Annotated in this window: 14 protein-coding genes; 7 read left to right on the forward strand and 7 right to left on the reverse strand. The window is 70.9% G+C overall.

Translation table 11 applies throughout. The features are described from left to right. Nucleotides 1–18 precede the first annotated feature (18 nt). The 3 genes from ACFYL6_RS27070 to ACFYL6_RS27080 form a co-directional block, all read right to left on the reverse strand. Nucleotides 19–555: a SigE family RNA polymerase sigma factor gene (locus ACFYL6_RS27070; RefSeq protein WP_387175406.1), complete on the reverse strand. Its 537-nt coding sequence runs from the start codon at nt 553–555 to the stop codon at nt 19–21. Next, nucleotides 555–1166: a permease-like cell division protein FtsX gene (locus ACFYL6_RS27075; RefSeq protein ID WP_387175408.1), complete on the reverse strand. Its 612-nt coding sequence runs from the start codon at nt 1164–1166 to the stop codon at nt 555–557. The genes ACFYL6_RS27070 and ACFYL6_RS27075 overlap by 1 nt, the downstream gene beginning before the upstream one ends. A 117-nt stretch (nt 1167–1283) precedes the next feature. Continuing rightward, nucleotides 1284–1847, reverse strand: a complete 564-nt coding sequence (locus ACFYL6_RS27080) for a TetR/AcrR family transcriptional regulator (RefSeq protein ID WP_387175410.1) — start codon at nt 1845–1847, stop codon at nt 1284–1286. Nucleotides 1848–1947: 100 nt separating this feature from the next. Here ACFYL6_RS27080 and ACFYL6_RS27085 point away from each other — a divergent pair, with 100 nt between their 5' ends. Further along, nucleotides 1948–2685, forward strand: coding sequence for an SDR family oxidoreductase (locus ACFYL6_RS27085; RefSeq protein WP_387175412.1), 738 nt, complete (start codon nt 1948–1950; stop codon nt 2683–2685). 43 nt (nt 2686–2728) lie between these two features. Here the strand turns inward: ACFYL6_RS27085 and ACFYL6_RS27090 are convergent, their stop codons facing one another. Next, a complete protein-coding gene (locus ACFYL6_RS27090) occupies nt 2729–4918 on the reverse strand; it encodes an FUSC family protein (RefSeq protein WP_387175414.1) in 2190 nt (729 codons plus the stop codon). A gap of 88 nt (nt 4919–5006) precedes the next feature. Next, complete coding sequence (locus ACFYL6_RS27095) at nt 5007–6419, reverse strand: FAD-dependent oxidoreductase (RefSeq protein WP_387175416.1); 1413 nt, start codon at nt 6417–6419, stop codon at nt 5007–5009. Between the two features lie 314 nt (nt 6420–6733). On the opposite strand from ACFYL6_RS27095, the gene ACFYL6_RS27100 reads away from it, so the two are divergent. Beyond that, nucleotides 6734–7258 (forward strand): hypothetical protein, encoded by a 525-nt coding sequence (locus tag ACFYL6_RS27100; protein WP_387175418.1) that lies wholly within the window; start codon nt 6734–6736, stop codon nt 7256–7258. 284 nt (nt 7259–7542) lie between these two features. After that, a complete protein-coding gene (locus ACFYL6_RS27105) occupies nt 7543–8415 on the forward strand; it encodes a DUF4231 domain-containing protein (RefSeq protein ID WP_387175420.1) in 873 nt (290 codons plus the stop codon). A gap of 328 nt (nt 8416–8743) precedes the next feature. Here ACFYL6_RS27105 and ACFYL6_RS27110 read toward each other — a convergent pair whose 3' ends face one another. Further along, complete coding sequence (locus ACFYL6_RS27110) at nt 8744–10138, reverse strand: cation:dicarboxylate symporter family transporter (RefSeq protein WP_387175422.1); 1395 nt, start codon at nt 10136–10138, stop codon at nt 8744–8746. Between the two features lie 72 nt (nt 10139–10210). Here ACFYL6_RS27110 and ACFYL6_RS27115 point away from each other — a divergent pair, with 72 nt between their 5' ends. The 3 genes from ACFYL6_RS27115 to abc-f all read left to right on the forward strand — a co-directional run bounded on the left by ACFYL6_RS27115 (nt 10211) and on the right by abc-f (nt 14485). Continuing rightward, on the forward strand, nt 10211–11821 hold the full coding sequence (locus ACFYL6_RS27115) for an ATP-binding protein (RefSeq protein ID WP_387175424.1): 1611 nt from the start codon (nt 10211–10213) through the stop codon (nt 11819–11821). Beyond that, nucleotides 11818–12513: a response regulator gene (locus ACFYL6_RS27120; protein ID WP_387175426.1), complete on the forward strand. Its 696-nt coding sequence runs from the start codon at nt 11818–11820 to the stop codon at nt 12511–12513. Before ACFYL6_RS27115 ends, ACFYL6_RS27120 begins: the two co-directional genes overlap by 4 nt. A 334-nt stretch (nt 12514–12847) precedes the next feature. Further along, nucleotides 12848–14485: a ribosomal protection-like ABC-F family protein gene (abc-f, locus tag ACFYL6_RS27125; protein ID WP_387175428.1), complete on the forward strand. Its 1638-nt coding sequence runs from the start codon at nt 12848–12850 to the stop codon at nt 14483–14485. A gap of 44 nt (nt 14486–14529) precedes the next feature. Here the strand turns inward: abc-f and dnaE are convergent, their stop codons facing one another. Continuing rightward, nucleotides 14530–18060: a DNA polymerase III subunit alpha gene (gene dnaE / locus ACFYL6_RS27130; protein WP_387175430.1), complete on the reverse strand. Its 3531-nt coding sequence runs from the start codon at nt 18058–18060 to the stop codon at nt 14530–14532. Between the two features lie 144 nt (nt 18061–18204). Between dnaE and ACFYL6_RS27135 the strand changes: the two genes are divergently transcribed. Beyond that, nucleotides 18205–18825 carry an L-threonylcarbamoyladenylate synthase gene (locus tag ACFYL6_RS27135; protein WP_387175432.1) on the forward strand — a complete coding sequence of 207 codons (621 nt, stop codon included), beginning with the start codon at nt 18205–18207 and terminating at the stop codon, nt 18823–18825. The last annotated feature ends 44 nt before the right edge of the window (nt 18826–18869 follow it).

Consider the following 18869-nt stretch of genomic DNA (forward strand, 5'->3'; position numbering starts at 1 on the left):
TCGGCGACCGGCGGCCTGTCAGATCCGGACGAAGTCCTGACCGAGCAACGCCCGCAGCTTGGTCAACGCGCGGGCGTTCTGCATCTTGACCACCGACACGGAGACGTCGAGGGTGCTGGCGACGGCCTCGACGCTCTGATCCTCCCAGTGCCGGAGCACCACGATGGCCTGGTCGCGGATCGGCAGGGTGGCCAACGCCTGGAGCAGGGCGATGTGCAGCTCCGTGGTGTCGTCGGGCCGTTGCGGCGACACCTCCGGCAGCTCGGCGAGCACGACCTCGGTGGCGCTGTGCCGCTTGTTCTGGTCGAAGACGGCGTTCATGAGGACCCGGCGGCTGTACGCCTCGAGATTCGCGGTGCGCCGGATCCGGCCCCAGTTCGCGTACATCTTCGCGAAGGTCGTCTGGGTCAGGTCCTGGGCGAGGTGCCAGTCGCGACACATGAGGTAGGCGGTACGCCGCAGCCTCGGTGCGGTGGTCTCGACGAACGCGGTGAACTCCGCCTGCTGGGCGGTCTGCTCACGCCGTCGAGCCGCGCCCCAGCGGGCAGCCGCCATCAGTCGACCACCGACGCGTTGGTGCCGGCCGGACAGTCGACGCCGATGATCTCGTCGACCCCGGGCATGCGATCAACCCGGGCAGCCAACGTCGCGTACGGGGACCGCGCGACGAGCGTGATCCGGAACGACTCCGGCAGTTGGCTGGGCACGATGTTGACGACGAGTTCGGGAGCGTCCGCGTACAGCTTCTTGAAGTTCATCAGCGCCTGCTCGCGACTCACGAACACCAGGGTCCCGACCGCCGGGTCCGCGTCCAGCGCGTGGGATACCGCGATGCGCTGCTGGTCGGTGATCTCGTCGGCGAGGAAGACCGTGGCGTCGGTCGCGGTCTCCCGGGCGGGAAACTCGCACGCCTTGTTCACCAACATGCCGAACGCCGCCGGCACCGTCGTCGGTGGCGGCGCCGACGGCTGCGGCGGTGTCGCCACGTTCACCACCCCGACCGTCGCGACGGCGACCACGGCGGCAACACCTGTCGCCACCAGCCCTTGCCGGCGTCGGCGCAGGGTGGTGCCGGCGGCCATCGCGTCGTCGGCCAGGTCGACAAGGGGTAGTTCGGGCTCGTCGGCGATGGCGCGGTCGAAGAGCACCCGCAGGTTCTGATCCATGTTTCCTCCCGTGGCCCCGGTGGGCTTCCACAGGTGTTGACTGGTTGGGGCACCGGTTCGGTCACATCGACGCCGAGCCTGCCGCTCGGCCAGCCCACCGGGCGGGCCTTGCCATGCTCACCCGGCGGGTGTCGCTCGCAACCCGTCGATGGTCAGCCCGAGAACGCGGTCGCGCTGGGCGTCGTCAACGTAGGAGACGGTGCTGACGCCGGAGATCATGCGCAGAATGTCGTCGATCGACGGCTCCGGGCGCGCGACCCGGGCCCGTTGCGCGCGTTCGAGCAGCGGGCTGCCGGCCTCGCGCATCGCCCGACGGCAGGCCTGGAAACTGTCGCTGGTGCGGTTGAGTGCGTCGGCGAATGCGAGCTTGGTGCCGATGTAGTCGACGAAGCGGCGGAGCCAGGTGACGAGCGCGTCCCAGGGTTCGAGGTCGTCGAGGTCGGCGGCCGCCCGGCACAACGCCTCGACCTCTTCACGGTGGACCTCCTCGACGAGATCCTCCCGGGTGGGGAAGTTGCGGTAGAGGGTGGCGATGCTCACCCCGGCCCGTCGCGCGATCTCCTCGAGCGACGCCTGCGCGCCGTCCTCTGCGAACGCGTCCCGGGCGGCCACGAGCAGGGCATCGAAGTTGCGGCGGGCGTCCGCGCGTTTCGGCCGCCGCGACGTGGGGATCGCCACCATGCCGCCTCCCGTCGTTGTCAAACGTAGGAACCCTACGGTTAAAGTGTAGGGGCGCTATCAGTTCTGATCCTACGTGCCTTTCACCTGAGGGAGCGACGACATGTCCGCCAAGAAGATCGCGCTGGTCACCGGTGCCAACAAGGGTGTCGGTCTGGCGACCGCACGCCAGCTCGCCGAGCGCGGCCTCACCGTTCTCCTCGGAAGCCGCGACACCGAACGTGGTGCCGCAGCGGCCAAGGAACTCGCTGACACGGGACTAACTGTGCGACCGGTACAGATCGACGTCACCGACGATGCGTCGGTCGCGCGGGCGGCCGAACTCATCGACCGCGAGTACGGCCACCTCGACGCTCTGGTCAACAACGCCGGCATGCTCATCCGCAAGCCGGCCGTCGAGGTGACGGCCGAGGACCTGCGCCCGGAGTTCGAGACCAACGTTCTTGGCACCGTCCGGGTCATCCATGCCATGTTGCCCCTTCTGCGTAGGTCGCCGTCGGCGCGAATCGTCAACCTCTCCAGCGACTCGGCGATCTTCGCGAAGGCCACCGAGAAGGGCTCGATGTTCGCCCGCTCGCACGAGTCGTTCGCCTACTCCGCCACCAAGACCGCGGTGAACATGCTGACCGTCAAGTACGCCAACGCCTTCCTCGACGACCCGGAACTGGCGCACGTGAAGATCAATGCGGTGACCCCGGGCTACGTCGCCACCGACCTGAACAACTTCAAGGGTGTGAAGAGCACAGACGAGGGTGCGCGCGCCTCGGTGTACTGGGCGACCGTTGACGATGACGGTGAAACTGGTGGCTTCTTCGACGACAACGGTCCCGTGCCGTGGTGATCGCGGTCAGGCCCTGACCACGCCCGACGAGCGACGCGGCTCGTCAGGGCATGTCGCGCCGGCCGGCCGACTCGCGAGCGACGGGTGGGCGGGCGCGGGCGAGACTGTCGGCGAGGCCGGCGAGCCACCGGTCGACCTCGACCAGGTGCCGGACCGACTGGAGGTCGGCCTCGCCGAGGAGCGGACGAACGCGGTCCAGCTGGTCGACGCAGGTGGTCGAGACCGGCGCCCGGTCCGGTGTCCGGCCGTGCGCGACCTCGTCGGCGAGGACGTCGTACGCCGATCGCAGGCGCCCGGCGGACTCCCGCAGCAGCGCCGCCGCCTCGGGCCAGCCGGCGAGGCAGCCGGGCGGGTTGCGGCGCAGCAGCGACTCCGCGCCGGGCACGACGTGGTGCCCGGCGCTCAGGACGGCATCCCAGTTCGCCTGCTGACGGTGTGGATCGTGCCGCTCGGAGTGGTACTGGCAGTACGACGAGTCGATCAGGACCATCCGACGACGAACCCGGCGGAGGGCACCCTCAGGTGGCGGCGCGTCGCCGAGCACCGCCTCGACCGTCTGTTCGACCGCGTCCGCGCTGGCCGCCAGGTAGCGGGTGGCGTTGTGCCGCAGGTCGTGGCCCGCGCCGCGCGGCCACATCGCCACCCCGGCGAGCACGCCGATCAACGCGCCGAGCAGCACGTCGACGAGGCGGACCTCGGCGAGCCGCCACCCTTCCGGGCTGAGCTGGGCGAAGACGACCGTCAGCAGCAGGGTGAACAGCGCCTGCTGCCACACCGGACCGAGCAGGCGACCAACGCCGAAGGCCAGCAGCAGGGTGATCGGCAGGACGATGGCGTACACGATCGGCTCGTCGACGACGAGCATCACCCCGCCGCTGGCGACCGCGCCGGCGATGGTGCCGAGCACGGCCGGCCGCAGCGCCGTGCGGGTGTCGGCGGCCGAGGTGCGCAGGACCGTGAGGGTGGCCAGCAACACCCAGAAGCCGTGGGTCAGCTGCAACAGCCCGGCGGCCACCCGGGCGATGGCGAGCGCCACGGCCAGCCGCAGGGAGCTGTGCAGGTGGGCCGAGCGCGGCGCCAGGTGGGAGCGGAACTGCCACCAGTACAGCGTCCACGGGCTGCGCCGGGTGTACTCGAACAGCCCCGAGGAGGCGTCGCCACCGTCGAGCCGCACCCCGGTGGCCACCCGGGAACCGACGACGAAGACCCGCACCTGGTCCGCGAGGGCCAGCGCCGTCGCGTCCCGGCACAACCGGGGTACGTCCGGCGCGTCGCGGACCTGGCCCTCTCCCACCGGGTACGCCGCCTCGGCTCGTCCGACCGCCACGTCCAGGTCGGCGGGGGCCACCGCCGGGGCACCCGGCGACAGGCTCCGGCCGGCGGCGCGGGTCGTGTTCGCGCACGAGCGCAGCAGACGCGCCGCCGCCAGGTCCGGGATCGGCTCGGGCGGGGCGTCCGCCGCCAACCGGTCGGCCTCGGCGAGCACCTCCCGTAACGCGGCCGCGCAGATCCGCAACGCCCGGTCCTGAGCGCCCGCCGCGGTGGGCGCCCACGCCGGAGGGCTGCGGTTCAGCTCGATCGCCGCCACCACGTCGTACGCCCGCTCGCGCCGCGTGTCCCGGCCACCCGCGGCGGCGTGCGGCGCGGTGAGCCTCTCGGCGGCGGCGTCGATGAAGGCGGCGACGCCGTCCGCCGCCTCGGCGAGGCGCTGCCGGTAGGAGACCGGCACCGGGTCGGGCCAGAGGACCACCTCGGCCGCGGCGAGCAGCACGACGGCGAACGTCACCCCACCGAGCCGCTCCGGCAGGGTGCCCGGCTGGTACGGCGGGAACGACGCCAGGATGTAGAAGAGCTGGAACGCGCTCGCCAAACCCACCAGGCGCGGGTTGCCGACCCCGGCGAACGCCACCACGAACCCGACGACCAGCATGCCGCCGGCGGCCGCCCACGTACTCCACGCCAACAGTGAGCCCACCGCGATCAGCGCCCACACCGCCGGCAGCGACAGCACGAGGATCCGCGCCCGCTGCGGCGCCGGCCCGGGCAGCTGCGCGAACGAACCGGTGGCGATGGTGCCGAACAACCCGTAGGTGGCGAGCGTGGAGCTGCCCGCGCCGTACCGGCAGCCGTAGAAGACGACGGACGCGACGAGCGTCAGCCGGGCCGCGCGTCGCAGGATGGCGTCGCCTGGGTCACGGCGGCGAAGCCGGCCAAGGAGGCTGGTTCCGAGCACGACCGCTCCCCCGGCTTCGTCGCAGCACCCCTCCCCGGCCCACCATTCTCCACCGCGCCCCGCACTGGGCGGCGGGTTTGGCGGCGAATCACCGCCGAGAGCTGCCGAGCAGACCGAGTCGGAGGGCCCGGAACAGGGTGCCGGGGCGGCTCAGGGCGGCCGGGTGGTCGAGCATGGTGGTGACCCGGCCCAGCCGGGCGTTGAGCACCGGATCGGTCAGCGACGCCCGGAAGAGCAGGTCCCCGAACCACTTGGTGACCTTGTAGCCGGGCGGGTACGGCCCGTCCACGTGCGGCAGCTCGATGTCGGCGGTGGTGGAGATCTGCCAGGCGGCGTCGACCACCACGCGAACCTGGTCGAAGTACGCCCGCGCGGGCTCGTCGTGCGGCTTGGGGCCGGACCGCAGGAACTTCGACAGGCAGGAGGCGTGCAGCGTCGCGGAGGTCATGCCCTGGCCGTACACCGGGTTGAAGGACGCGACCGCGTCACCGGCGGCGACCAGCCCGGCGGGCAGCCGGTCGAGCTTGTGGAAGTCGCGGCGTCGGCTGTCCGCCTGGTGGTACGTGACCACCCCGCCGAGCATCTCCCCGTTCTCGGCGATGTCACCGAACATCTGCGGGTAGTGCTGCCGGCAGCGGGCGGTGAAGTCGGCGACGTCGCGGCTGGGCCGGTCCCCGTCGTAGCCGGCCACCAGCATGATCCAGCGGTCCCCCTCGACCGAGTTGATCCCACCGATCCGGGCGGTACGCCCCCTGCCCGCCATGGTGTGGAAGACCGCCACCCAGGCGTCGCTGACCTTCTCGTCGCGCCTGAACAGCGCCGTGGCGTAGTTCAGCTTGATCGGCATGCGCTGCATCGGCGGGCGCGGCCACCCGTGCTCGGCCAGCCAGTCGCTCAACCGGCTGGACCGCCCCATCGCGTCGACCACCAGGTCCGCCGCTTCCACGATGGGCTCGCTGCCACCCTCGGGCACGAACCGGGCGCCGGTGACCCGGCGCTCGTCGAAGAGCAGGCCCTCCGCCCGGCCGTACACCATGCGGATGTTGTCGACGGCGAGGGTGCGCCGGCGGACCAGCGCCTCCAGGAACGGACGGGTGGTGATCAGCGCCGGTCCGGTGCCGGTCGGCGCGGGCGGCAGACCCAACATGCCGTTCACGAAGACCTTCGCCGTTCCCGGGTCGCGCGGCGGCGGCGGGGCGCCGAGCGCGAGCGCCTCGTCGGCGATGCCAGGAAACCACCGCTCCAACTGGACCTGACCGGCGGGCAGCAGTGCGTGCACCTGACTGCCCTGGGGCACACCCGGCCGCGGCCCGGCGTCGACATCGGACGGATCCCGTTCGATGATCAGCACTTCCTCGGCGTGGTCGCTCAACACCCGGGCGGCCAGCAACCCGGCCATGCTGCCGCCCAGCACCACCGCCCGTCGCATGACCACTCTGGTCTCGGCCGGCGGTTCGGCCGTCGCTATCTCGGCGAAGAGCCGGGACGGAGAGGGGGGCATGCGATCACTCCTCGAACGGTCGGGGAACCTCGGCATCCACGACCGTAACCATCGCAGCGCCCGCCGTCAGCGCTCAGTTGGCCCGCCACATCTGGTTGGTGTCGCCGTTGCACCGCCGGAACCGCAACCGGGCCTCGTGGGCAAGGGTCGCGCCGGGTCCGGCCACCAGCTATGAATGTCCGATGAGTGCGCATGCCGCCGCGACCCGGGCCCCAGGTGCCCCGGGCCTCTTGGATCCCTGGGCGGGCAGCCGGTTGGGGCCCCGGGTAGGCAGCCGGACCAGGCCGGTCGCGTGGCGGGCCATCCTGTGCCTGGTGGTGGTCCTGTCCGCCTGCACACCGGCGGGTGAGTCGCACCCGCGCACCACCCCACCGGCCAACGGCGCGGCGCCGTCGACGGACGCCAGTGGTGGCCGGCCACCCTGCACCCCATCGGTCGATACGCTGCCGGCCCCGCCGGCGGGCTACCGGCTGGTGGGGAAGGACGTGGCGGTGCCCGACGCCCGCGTGATGTCGGCGGAAGCTTCCGGGGAGGCCGACCCGGCGGCACGGTTGTTCGCCAAGTGGGGGCTCGTCGTCCGCGCCGGCAGGGTCGTCGACCTGCGGGTGGCCCCGGGTTGGCAGGACAAGGCCCGGCTCGGCTGGGGTGGCACGCCCGCGCCGACCGCCACGGTGCACGCCTGCGCGCCGGAGGGTGGACAGGGCCAGTGGATGGCCTTCGTCGGCGGCACCTGGGTCGCGCAGGCCGCCTGCGTACCGCTCATCGTGACGTCGAACGGCCAGGACGAACGCGTCAACCTCGGCATCGGCGTCCCCTGCGACAAGACCACCACCCCCTAGCCCCCACCCCGGCCAACGCGCCCCCCACCACGGTTGATCAAGAGCTTTGCGTCATCCGTCGCGGCGTGTCGTGACGCGAACTTCTTGATCACCGGCGACGGGCGAGGGCGGCGGTGGGCGGAGGGCAGCGGCGGGCGGCGGCGGGGATGGGTGGGGTGGGAGTCGGTGCGGGCGGTCGGGGTGGACGGCGGTGTCTACTGTCTACAGCGCTGCGTACCGACTGCTGGCCGGGATCGCTGCTCGCCCCGCCGACGCCCTGGACGTTCTGTCGAGAGGTCAACGACATGCTGAAAGCCGAGGATCTTCCCCCGTTTCAGCGTGCCGTGTCCTACGAGTCGCAGCGCGGCCAACGCGTGTACGCGACCCTGATCGCGCTGCGGCTGTCCCTGCTCCTGGTGGCCGCGGTCGCGGGAGTCGCCACCTGGAAGCTCGACGACTTCGCCCTGGGCCCGGCGCTCGCGGCGGGTGCCTTCGCCGCCACCTCGATCGTCGAGGTCTTCCTCCTCACCAATCGCCCCAACGAACGGTGGTACGTCGGCAGGGCCCTCTCCGAATCCATCAAGTCGCTCACCTGGCGATTCACCATCGCGGCTGACCCTTTTCCGCGAGCGCGGAGCGACTCGGACAGCGTCGAGGAATTCACCAGCCGACTGCTGGGCCTGACCCGGGACATGTCCGCCGCCGGGTTGGCGGCCCCCGCGGTGGCCGGGCAGCAAATCACGGACGGAATGCGCGCACTACGCGCAGCCTCCCTCGAGGAGCGCCGTGCCGCGTACCTGACCGGCCGTCTTGAAGCCCAGCGAGCCTGGTACGCCGAGCGGTCTTTGTCGAACCGGGCGCGGGCGACCCGCTGGTCGGTCAGCATGCTCGTGCTGGAGATAGTCGGGGTGACCCTGGCCGTGTCGCGGGCTGCCGGGCTGACCGACCTCGACCTGCTGGGCGTGGCCGCCGCGGCGGTCGCGGCCGGCGCGGCCTGGACGCAGACACGGCAACACGGCGCGGTGGCGACCGCCTATGCCCTGGCAAGTCAGGAGCTTGCCGCCATCGGGTCCCTCGCTACCCGGATCAGCTCGGAGGCCGACCTGTCGCGGTTCGTGAACGACACGGAGACGGCGATTTCCCGGGAGCACACGATGTGGCGAGCACGCCGCCGCTGACCCCGCCCGCACCCGGCACCCGGCACCCGGCACCCGGCACCCGGCACCCGCAGATCAACTCGGATTTCAGGAAGACGCGGTGTCCGGGCCGCTCGGATGCCCCGATTTCCAAGAAACGGAGTGGATCATCGGCGAGCAGGGGTCGCGGCGGCGGGTCGCGGCGGCGCTCGGCCGCCGCGACCCCGATCCGCGCCCGTGACTCAGGCCGCGCTCCGGCCGGCGCTCAGCCCGAGACTCAGGCCGCGCCCCGGCCGGCGCTCAGCCCGAGACTCAGGCCGCGCTCCGGCCGACGCTCAGCCCGAGACTCAGGCCGCGCTCCGGCTGACGCTCAGCCCGAGGCTCCGGCCGACGCTCCGGCCGGCGTGGTCTCCTTCTCGTCGGGGCGGGGTGCCGCGTCGTCGTCGTGCTCGTCGACCATGGTGGCCTCGTCGAACGGGTCGTTGCCGCTCAGCACCGCGGTCGCCCGCTCCCGGTCGAACTCGCCGGTCCAGGTTCCGACCAGCACTGTCGCCACCGCGTTGCCGGCGAAGTTGGTCAGCGCCCGAGCCTCCGACATGAACCGGTCGATGCCGACGATCAGCCCGACGCCGTCGACGAGGTCCGGCCGGTGTGACTGGAGGCCGCCGGCCAGCGTGGCCAGCCCGGCGCCGGTGACCCCGGCGGCGCCCTTCGACGCGATGATCATGAACAGCAGCAGCGAGATCTGCTCGCCGATGGCAAGCGGCTTGCCCAGCGCGTCGGCGATGAACAGCGACGCCATGGTCAGGTAGATCGCCGTGCCGTCCAGGTTGAACGAGTAGCCGGTCGGCACCGTGATGCCGACGACCGGCTTGCTCACGCCGAAGTGTTCCATCTTGGCGATCAGCCGCGGCAGCGCCGACTCCGACGACGAGGTCGACAGGATCAGCAGGAACTCCCGGCCCAGGTAACGCAGCAGCGAGAAGATCGAGATCCGGGCCACGAACCACAGCAGCGCGCCCAGGAAGACCAGCACGAAGATCAGACAGGTGACGTAGAAGCCCACCATGATCTGGGCGAGGCTCTTGAGGGCGTCCACGCCGGTCGCGCCGACCACGGCGGCCATCGCGCCGAACGCGCCGATCGGCGCCAGCCACATGATCATGGCGAGGACCTTGAAGACGACCCGCTGGATGACGGTGATGGCGCTGAGCACCGGCTCACCTCGCCGGCCCATGGCCTGGACGGCGAAGCCGACCAGCAGGGCGACCAGCAAGGTCTGGAGCACCTTGCCCTCGGTCAGCGACGAGAGCAGCGTGGTCGGGATGATCCCGAGCAGGAAGTCCGCCGTACCGGCGGCCTCGTCACCGGCGGCGGCCTTGCCGGAGCCGGCGAGTTCCGGGCCGAGGTTCAGGCCGGAGCCGGGGTGGATGAGGTTGCCGACGACCAGGCCGATGGCAAGTGCGACGGTCGACATGGTGAGGAAGTAGCCGAGGGCCAGGCCGCCGACCTTGCCGACCTTCGCGGCCTGCCGGACGGAGCCGACGCCGAGCACGATGGTGCAGAAGATGACCGGGCTGATCATCATCTTGATCAGGTTGACGAAGCCGGTGCCGATCGGCTTGAGTTCCTTGCCGAAATCGGGGGCGACCAGGCCGACCACGATGCCGGCGACCACGGCCACGATGACGGCCAGATACAGGTAACGGGTACGGTCCCGGCGGACCGCCGGTGCCGGGGTGGTGGCGGGTGTGGTGGTGTCCATGTCGACAATGTGAAGCGCGTCTCACCCGTTGACAGCCTTGCGGTCATTCTGTTCACCGCGACGGAACCAACGGTGGCGCGAGAGGAGGTGGTGGAGGTGGCCCGACGTCAGTGGAGCATCGCGGGGCAACTCTTCGCCCTCCAGGCGATGGTGGTGACGTTGCTCGTGCTGGCCGGCGCGGCGGGCGCCGTCTGGCTGGCCCGCAGCGACGCGCGCCAGGCCGCGCAGGATGAGGTGCTCGCGGTGGCGCAGACCGTGGCCGGCTCCCCCGACGTCCGGGCGGCCCTCACGACCGCCGACCCGGCGAGGGTCCTGCAGCCGTACGCCGAGTCGACCCGCAAGGCCACGGACACCGACTTCGTGGTGGTGATGGCCCCGGACCGCACCCGTTTCTCGCACCCGACGGAGGACCGGATCGGCGAGCCGTTCGTCGGCGAGATCGGGCCCGCCCTGGCGGGCCGCCCGTTCACCACCACCAACGTCGGGACGCTCGGCGAGTCGGTGCGCGCGGTCGTTCCGGTGTACGACGAGCAGCGACACCTCATCGGTCTGGTCTCGGTGGGCATCACCACCCGCGAGATCGACAAGAAGCTGCTCGGCCAGTTGCCGGTGCTGGTCGGTGTGGTCACGCCGGCTCTGGCGCTCGCCGCGACGGGCTCCTGGCTGCTCAGCCGCCGGCTCCGTCGCCAGACGCACGGCCTGGGGCCGGCGCAGATGACCCGGATGTACGAGTACTACGACGCCGTCCTGCACTCGGTGCGCGAGGGTCTCGTCGTGCTGACCACCGATCGCCGGGTGGCGCTCGTGAACGACGAGGGCCGCCGGTTGTTGGGGCTCGACGCGGACGCACCGGTGATCGACCAGCCGGTGGCCGGGATCGACCTGCCGCCGGCGGCAGCCGAGCTGCTCGACTCCGGGCGCGACGCCCGTGACGAGCCGATCCTCGCCGGTGACCGGGTGCTCGTCGCCAACCAGCGGACCGCCCGGTTCGAGGGCTCGGCGCTCGGCACCGTGCTGACCCTGCGCGACCAGACCGAGCTGCGCACACTGGCCAGCGAACTGGATTCGGTGCGGGCGCTGACCGAGGCGTTGCAGGCGCAGACCCACGAGTCGGCCAACCGGCTGCACACCGTGCTGACCCTGGTCGAGCTGGGCCGCGCCGACGAGGCCGTCCGGCTCGGCACCCGGGACCTGGTCCTCGCCCAGCAGCTGACCGACCGGGTGGTCGGCGCGGTGACCGAGCCGGCGTTGGCCGCCCTGCTGCTCGGCAAGTCCGCACAGGCCGGCGAGCGCGGGGTGGATCTGGTCATCGAGCCGGACTGCCACCTCGACGACAGTCCGCTGCCAACCGGTGACCTGCTCACCGTGGTCGGCAACCTGGTCGACAACGCCCTGGAGGCGGTGGCCGGCACACCGGCGCCGCGCCGGGTGCGGGTCTTCGTCGGCACGGTCGACGACGAGTTGGTGGTCCGGGTCGCCGACAGCGGCCCCGGCCTGGCACCGGAGCGGGTCGCCGACGCGTTCCGCCGCGGCTGGTCCACCAAGAGCACCGGCCGGGGCCTCGGGCTGGCACTGGTCGGGCAGGTGGTCCGTCGGCACGGCGGTAGCGCCGAGGTGGGTCGCTCGGACGACGGCGGCAGCCTGTTCACCGTCCGACTGCCGGGCCGAATCGAGCGGTCATGACCGACATCCGGGTGCTGGTCGTCGAGGACGAGCCGCTGCTGGCCGAGGCGCACAGCGCGTACACCGAACGGGTTCCCGGTTTCGTGGTGGTCGGGGTGGCGCACACCGCGCGGGCGGCGATGGCGGCCCTGCGCGCCAACGACGGCGGCGACGTGGACCTCGTACTCCTTGATTTTCGGCTGCCCGACCTGCACGGCCTGGACGTCTGCCGGGCGCTGCGCGCGGCCGGCAGCAGCGTCGACGTGCTCGCGGTGACCTCCGCGCGGGACCTGGCGGTGGTGCGCACCGCCGTGTCCCTCGGGGTGACCCACTACCTGCTCAAGCCGTTCACGTTCGCCGCGTTCCGCGACAAGCTGGAGCGGTACGCCGACTACCGCGCCCAGGCGCTCGCCGACGGCGAGGTCGCCGCCCAGCACGAGGTGGACCAGATGTTCGCCACCCTGCGCGGCACCGCCGGGCACAGCCTGCCCAAGGGGCTCGACGCGCAGACCCTCGATCGGGTACGCGCCGCGCTCACCGACGGCACCCGCGCGCAGGTTGGGCTGTCCGCGACCGAGGTGAGCGCGCTGACCGGCATCTCCCGGGTGACCGCCCGCCGCTACCTGGAGTACCTGGTCACCGTCGACCGGGCCGCCCGCACCCCCCGCTACGGCACCCCCGGCCGCCCCGAGGTCGAGTACCGCCCCCGCTAACGCCCCCGCCGCGTCGATCTTGCACTTTCTGCTGGCACAATTGCCCTCAGAAGCGACATTTCTGCGACAGCAAGCGCAAGATCGACGGGGGTGGGCTGGAACCGCGTGGCGGGGCGGAGATCCGTTGTTAGACTCGGCGGAGTTGGGTTAGTGGCACGACCAGGGAGACCAGACATGGCGGGTGACGACGACATCTCCGGGTGAGACCGGATGTGTTCGGCCATCGGTTCGGCGCGCGTCCGCGTAGCCGCCGAGGCCATGTTGTCGTTCCCCCGGTTCCCGTTGTCGTCGGGCGGCTCTGGCGCGCCCACCCCACCCTCTCGAGGTCACTCGCATGTCTGATGCGTTCATTGTCTGCTCGAACCTGTCCTTCTCCTGGCCGGACGACACCCCGGTCTTCTCGGAGCTGTCCTTCACCGTGCCGGGCGGTCGCACCGGCCTGGTCGCGCCCAACGGCGCCGGCAAGAGCACCCTGCTGCGGCTGATCGCCGGGGAGCTGCGGCCCAGCGGCGGCAGCGTCACCGTCGACGGCCTGCTCGGCTACCTCCCGCAGACGCTGCCACTGGCCGGTGACCTGAGCGTGGCTCAGGTGCTGGGCGTCGCCGAGCGGATCGCGGCGCTGCACGCCATCGAGGCCGGCGACGCCAGCGAGGAACACTTCGCCACCATCGGCGACGACTGGGACATCGAGGAGCGCACCCGCTCGGAGTTGGACCGGCTCGGCCTCGCTGAGCTGTCGCTCGACCGTCGGCTGCACACCCTCAGCGGCGGCCAGGTGGTCTCCCTCGGCCTGGCGGCACAACTGCTGCGCCGCCCGAACGTGCTGCTGCTCGACGAGCCGACAAACAACCTGGATGTGGAGGCCCGGCACAAGCTCTACGACGTCCTCACCGACTGGTCCGGGTGCCTGCTGCTGGTCAGCCACGACCGGGAGCTGTTGGACCGGATGGACCGCATCGCCGAGCTGGACCAGGGTGAGATCCGCTGGTACGGGGGCAACTTCACCGCGTACACCGAGGCGGTGCAGGCGGCGCGGGAGGTGGCCGAGAGCAACCTGCGCAACGCCGAGCAGGAGGTCAAGCGGGAGAAGCGGGAGATGCAGCAGGCCCGGGAGCGCGCCGACCGGCGGGCCAGCAACGCGTCCAAGAACCTCAAGAACGCGGGCCTGGCCCGGATCGTGGCCGGCGGGCTCAAGCGCAGCGCGCAGGAGTCGGCGGGCAAGGCGCAGGAGACGCACTCGTCTCGGCTCGGTCAGGCCAAGGCCCGGCTTGACGAGGCGGGGCGGGCGGTACGCGACGAGGACCGGATCGTCGTGGACCTGCCGGACACCAGCGTCCCGGGCGGGCGCACGGTCTTCTCCGGCCACGGGATGCGGGCCCGCTTCGACGGCCGGGACCTGTTCGGCGGTGACGGCGCCGACCTGGTGATCCGGGGGCCGGAACGGATCGCGCTCACCGGGGCGAACGGCGTCGGCAAGTCGACCCTGCTGCGCCTGGTCAACGGCGACCTGGACCCGGCCGGTGGCGAGATCCGGCGGGCCGACGGGCGGATCGCGTACCTGTCGCAGCGGCTGGACCTGCTGGACCTCGACCGCACGGTGGCGGAGAACTTCGCCGCGTACGCGCCGAACCTGCCGGACGCCAAGCGGATGAACCTGCTCGCCCGCTTCCTGTTCCGGGGTGCCCGGGTCAACCTGCCGGTCGGGGTGCTCTCCGGCGGTGAACGGCTGCGCGCCACCCTCGCCTGTGTGCTCTGCGCCGAACCGGCCCCGCAACTGCTGCTGCTCGACGAGCCGACAAACAACCTGGACCTGGTCAGCGTGGGTCAGTTGGAGAGCGCGCTGTCGGCGTACCAGGGGGCGTTCGTGGTGGTCAGCCACGACGAGCGGTTCCTCGCCGAGATCGGCGTGCAGCGCTGGTTGCGGCTGGCCGACGGCCAGCTGCGGGAGATCAGCGCCCCCGACCGGGGTTGAGCTTGCCGGTCCGGCCGGCGCACGCCGGCCGGACCGAGGCCCGCTCAGCTCACGTTGGCCGGGCCGAGAACGCTCTTCAGGTCACCCATCAGCGCGGTCGTCGCCGCCACCCGGAACGGACCCAGTCGCAGGGTGGTGGTGCGCCCGCCGTTCTGCAGTTTGACGTGCACCTCGGTGTCGCCGGGGTGCAGCACGAGGGTTTCCTTGAGTTTCTCCACCAGCGGTGGTGTGCAGCGGTGCACCGGGATGGTGAGGGTGACCGGCTTGTTGGTGGCGCTGGTGCTGACATCCGGCATGGACATGTCCATCGCCATGATCCGTGGGGTGTCGTCGCGGCGGTCCACCCGACCCTTGACCACCACGATGGCGTCCTCGGCGATGTACTGCCCGATCACCTCGTACGTGTTGGGGAAGAACAGGGTCTCCACCCCACCGGCCAGGTCCTCCAGGGTGGCCGACGCCCAGGCCCGGCCCTGCTTGGTGACCCGGCGCTGCACCCCGGAGAGGATGCCGGCGAGGGTGACGACCGCCCCGTCGGGCACCGCTCCCTCCTCGGCCAGGGAGGCGATCGTGGTGTCGGCTGCCGCGTTGAGGATGTGCTCCAGGCCGAACAGCGGGTGGTCGGAGACGTACAGGCCGAGCATCTCCCGTTCGAAGGCCAGCTTGTCGCGCTTGTCCCACTCGCTGTCGCCGATGGTCGGCATCACAGTGGTGCTGCCGGTGTCGGCGTCACCGAAGCCGGCGCCGAACAGGTCGTACTGGCCGACGGCCTCCTTGCGCTTGACGTCGGCGTACGCGTCGATCGCGTCGGCGTGCACCGCGAGCAGGCCCTTGCGGGGGTGGTCGAGGGAGTCGAACGCGCCCGCCTTGATCAGCGATTCGATTGTCTTCTTGTTGCAGACCACCGCGTCCACCTTGGACAGGAAGTCGTAGAAGTCGGCGTACTCGCCCTTCTCCTCGCGGCAGCGCATGATCGAGGCGACCACGTTCGCCCCGACGTTACGCACGGCGGCGAGGCCGAAGCGGATGTCCTTGCCGACCGGGGTGAACGGCCCGGCCGAGGTGTTCACGTCCGGTGGCAGGACCTGGATGCGCATCCGGCGACACTCGGACAGGTAGAGCGCCATCTTGTCCTTGTCGTCGCCGACGCTGGTCAGCAACCCGGCCATGTACTCGGCCGGGTAGTGCGCCTTCAGGTACGCCGTCCAGTAGGAGACCAGGCCGTACGCGGCGGAGTGCGCCTTGTTGAAGGCGTACCCGGCGAACGGCACCAGGACGTCCCACACCGCCTGGATCGCCTCGTCGGAGTAGCCGCGTTCGCGACAGCCGTCCCGGAACGGGATGAACTCCTTGTCGAGGATCTCCTTCTTCTTCTTACCCATGGCCCGGCGCAGCAGGTCCGCCTGACCGAGGGTGTAGCCGGCGAGGATCTGCGCGGCGCGCTGCACCTGCTCCTGGTAGACGATCAGGCCGTGGGTGGGCTCCAGGATCTCCCGCAGCGGCTCCTCCAGCTCCGGGTGGATCGGGGTGATCTCCTGGAGGCCGTTCTTGCGCAGCGCGTAGTTGGTGTGCGAGTCGACACCCATCGGGCCGGGTCGGTAGAGGGCCAGGACGGCGGAGATGTCCTCGAAGTTGTCCGGCTTCATCAACCGCAGCAGCGACCGCATCGGCCCACCGTCGAGCTGGAACACGCCCAGGGTGTCACCGCGGGCCAGCAGGTCGTACGCGGCCTTGTCGTCGAGCGGCAGGCCCAGCAGGTCGAGCTTGCGGCCGTGGTTCAGCTCGATGTTCTTGACCGCGTCGTCGATGATCGTCAGGTTGCGCAGGCCGAGGAAGTCCATCTTCAGCAGCCCGAGCGACTCGCAGGTCGGGTAGTCGAACTGCGTGATGATCGCCCCGTCGGCGTCGCGGCGCATCAACGGGATGTGCTCGATGATCGGCTCGGCGGACATGATGACGCCCGCGGCGTGCACACCGGTCTGCCGGATCAGCCCCTCGATGCCCTTGGCCGTGTCGATCACCTTGCGCACGTCCGGGTCGGAGTCGTACAGGCCGCGGATCTCGCCCGCCTCGGCGTAGCGGGGGTGCTTGTTGTCGAAGATGCCGGTGAGCGGGATGTCCTTGCCCATCACCGCCGGTGGCATGGCCTTGGTGATCCGGTCGCCGACCGCGTACGGGAAGCCCAGGACCCGGGCCGAGTCCTTGATCGCGGCCTTCGCCTTGATCGTGCCGAAGGTGGCGATCTGGGCGACCTTGTCGTCGCCCCACTTGTCGGTGACGTACTTGATCACCTCGCCGCGCCGACGCTCGTCGAAGTCGATGTCGACATCCGGCATCGAGACCCGCTCGGGGTTGAGGAACCGCTCGAAGATCAGGCCGTGCTGGATCGGGTCCAGGTCGGTGATGCCCAGCGCGTACGCGACGAGCGACCCGGCGGCCGAACCACGGCCCGGACCCACCGCGATGCCCTGGTTCTTCGCCCACTGGATGAAGTCGGCGACCACGAGGAAGTAGGACGGGAAGCCCATCTGGTTGATCACGCCGAGCTCGTACTCCGCCTGGACGACGTGCCCCTCCGGGATGCCGTTCGGGTAGCGGCGGGCCAGGCCGGCGAAGGTTTCCTTGCGGAACCAGGACTCCTCGGTCTCCCCCTCCGGGACCGGGAAGCGCGGCATCAGGTTGTGGAACTCGAACATCCCGGCCGGGTCGACCTTCTCGGCGACCAGCAGGGTGTTGCGGCAGCCCTCCTGCCACAGCTCGGACGAGTCCACCGCGCGCATCTGGTCGGCGCTCTTGATGAAGTAGCCGCCGCCCTCGAACCGGAACCGGTTGGGGTCGTCGATGTTGCTGCCGGTCTGCACGCAGAGCAGCACGTCGTGGGCGGTGGCCTGCGCCTCGTGGGTGTAGTGCGAGTCGTTCGTGACCACCGGCGGGATGTCCAGCTTGCGGGCGATCTCGGTGAGCCCCTCGCGGACCCGGCTCTCGATGGAGAGGCCGTGATCCATGATCTCCAGGAAGTAGTTGTCCTTGCCGAAGATGTCCTGGTAGCTGGCGGCGACCTTGAGCGCCTCGTCGAACTGGCCCAGTCGCAGCCGGGTCTGCACCGCACCGGACGGGCAGCCGGTGGTGGCCATGATCCCCTCGGCGTGCTCGGCGATCAGCTCCATGTCCATCCGGGGCCACTTGACGTAGTGCCCCTCCATGGAGGCGCGCGAGTTGAGGGTGAAGAGGTTCTTCAGGCCCTGCGCGTTCTTCGCCCACATGGTCTTGTGGGTGATCGCGCCGTTACCGGAAATGTCGTCGCTCTTCTGCTCCGGGCGACCCCACTTGACCCGTGCCTTGTGATAGCGCGACTCCGGCGCCACGTACGCCTCGACGCCCAGGATCGGCGTGATCCCGGCGGCCATCGCCTGGTTGTAGAAGTCGTTCGCACCGTGCATGTTGCCGTGGTCGGTGATCGCCACAGCGGGCATGCCCAGCCGCTTGGCCTCGGCGAACAGGTCCTTCAGTCGGGCCGCTCCGTCGAGCATCGAGTACTCGGTGTGCACGTGCAGATGCGCGAACGAATCAGCCATGCGTGGCGCCCCCCGGCGGTGTGGATCTTGTTGGTCGGAGCCGACCGGGACCTACCCTACCGAGGTGATCTCGGCGGCTCCACCGTCCGCGCCGAGGGTGGCCCTCGTCTCCTGATCGCCCCCGCGTGGGCCTAGGCTCGGAGGATGGCGAGGTACTACGACGTACACCCGGAGAACCCCCAGCCCCGGGTCATCGGGCAGGTCGCCGACCTGATCCGCGGTGGTGGGCTGGTCGCCTACCCGACGGACTCCTGCTACGCGCTCGGCACCCAACTGGGCAACCAGGACGGGCTGGACCGCATCCGGCAGATCCGACACCTCGACGACCGGCACCACTTCACGCTGGTCTGTCACGACTTCGCGCAGCTCGGTCAGTTCGTGCAGATCAGCAACTCGGTCTTTCGCCTGGTGAAGGCGTCCACCCCGGGCAGTTACACGTTCATCCTGCCGGCCACCCGGGAGGTGCCCCGCCGGATGCTGCACCCGAAGAAGCGGACCGTCGGCGTGCGGGTGCCCCGGCACACCGTCACCCAGGCGCTGCTGGCCGAGCTGGCCGAGCCGCTGGTGTCCAGCACGCTGGTCCTGCCCGGCGACGAGGAGCCGATGACCCAGGGCTGGGAGATCAAGGAACGGCTCGACCACCAGCTCGACGCGGTGCTCGACGCCGGCGACTGCGGCAAGGAGCCGACGACCGTGATCGACCTGTCCGGGCCCGAGCCGGAGATCCTGCGCCGGGGCGCCGGGGACGTGTCCCGCTTCGAGTAGCGCGCGCGTCGGGTGTCGGACGGTACGGGGCCGCTGCGGCGGCA

The organism is Micromonospora sp. NPDC007208 (assembly GCF_042869175.1).
In the GTDB taxonomy this organism is placed as follows: Bacteria; Actinomycetota; Actinomycetes; order Mycobacteriales; family Micromonosporaceae; genus Micromonospora; species Micromonospora foliorum.

What these genes read in the sequence shown, in the direction of transcription:
- ACFYL6_RS27070 (WP_387175406.1), bottom strand. Translation starts at nt 555, where the DNA reads ATGGCGGCTGCCCGCTGGGGCGCGGCTCGACGGCGTGAGCAGACCGCC.
- ACFYL6_RS27075 (WP_387175408.1), bottom strand. Translation starts at nt 1,166, where the DNA reads ATGGATCAGAACCTGCGGGTGCTCTTCGACCGCGCCATCGCCGACGAG.
- ACFYL6_RS27080 (WP_387175410.1), bottom strand. Translation starts at nt 1,847, where the DNA reads ATGGTGGCGATCCCCACGTCGCGGCGGCCGAAACGCGCGGACGCCCGC.
- ACFYL6_RS27085 (WP_387175412.1), top strand. Translation starts at nt 1,948, where the DNA reads ATGTCCGCCAAGAAGATCGCGCTGGTCACCGGTGCCAACAAGGGTGTC.
- ACFYL6_RS27095 (WP_387175416.1), bottom strand. Translation starts at nt 6,419, where the DNA reads ATGCCCCCCTCTCCGTCCCGGCTCTTCGCCGAGATAGCGACGGCCGAA.
- ACFYL6_RS27105 (WP_387175420.1), top strand. Translation starts at nt 7,543, where the DNA reads ATGCTGAAAGCCGAGGATCTTCCCCCGTTTCAGCGTGCCGTGTCCTAC.
- ACFYL6_RS27110 (WP_387175422.1), bottom strand. Translation starts at nt 10,138, where the DNA reads ATGGACACCACCACACCCGCCACCACCCCGGCACCGGCGGTCCGCCGG.
- ACFYL6_RS27120 (WP_387175426.1), top strand. Translation starts at nt 11,818, where the DNA reads ATGACCGACATCCGGGTGCTGGTCGTCGAGGACGAGCCGCTGCTGGCC.
- abc-f (WP_387175428.1), top strand. Translation starts at nt 12,848, where the DNA reads ATGTCTGATGCGTTCATTGTCTGCTCGAACCTGTCCTTCTCCTGGCCG.
- dnaE (WP_387175430.1), bottom strand. Translation starts at nt 18,060, where the DNA reads ATGGCTGATTCGTTCGCGCATCTGCACGTGCACACCGAGTACTCGATG.
- ACFYL6_RS27135 (WP_387175432.1), top strand. Translation starts at nt 18,205, where the DNA reads ATGGCGAGGTACTACGACGTACACCCGGAGAACCCCCAGCCCCGGGTC.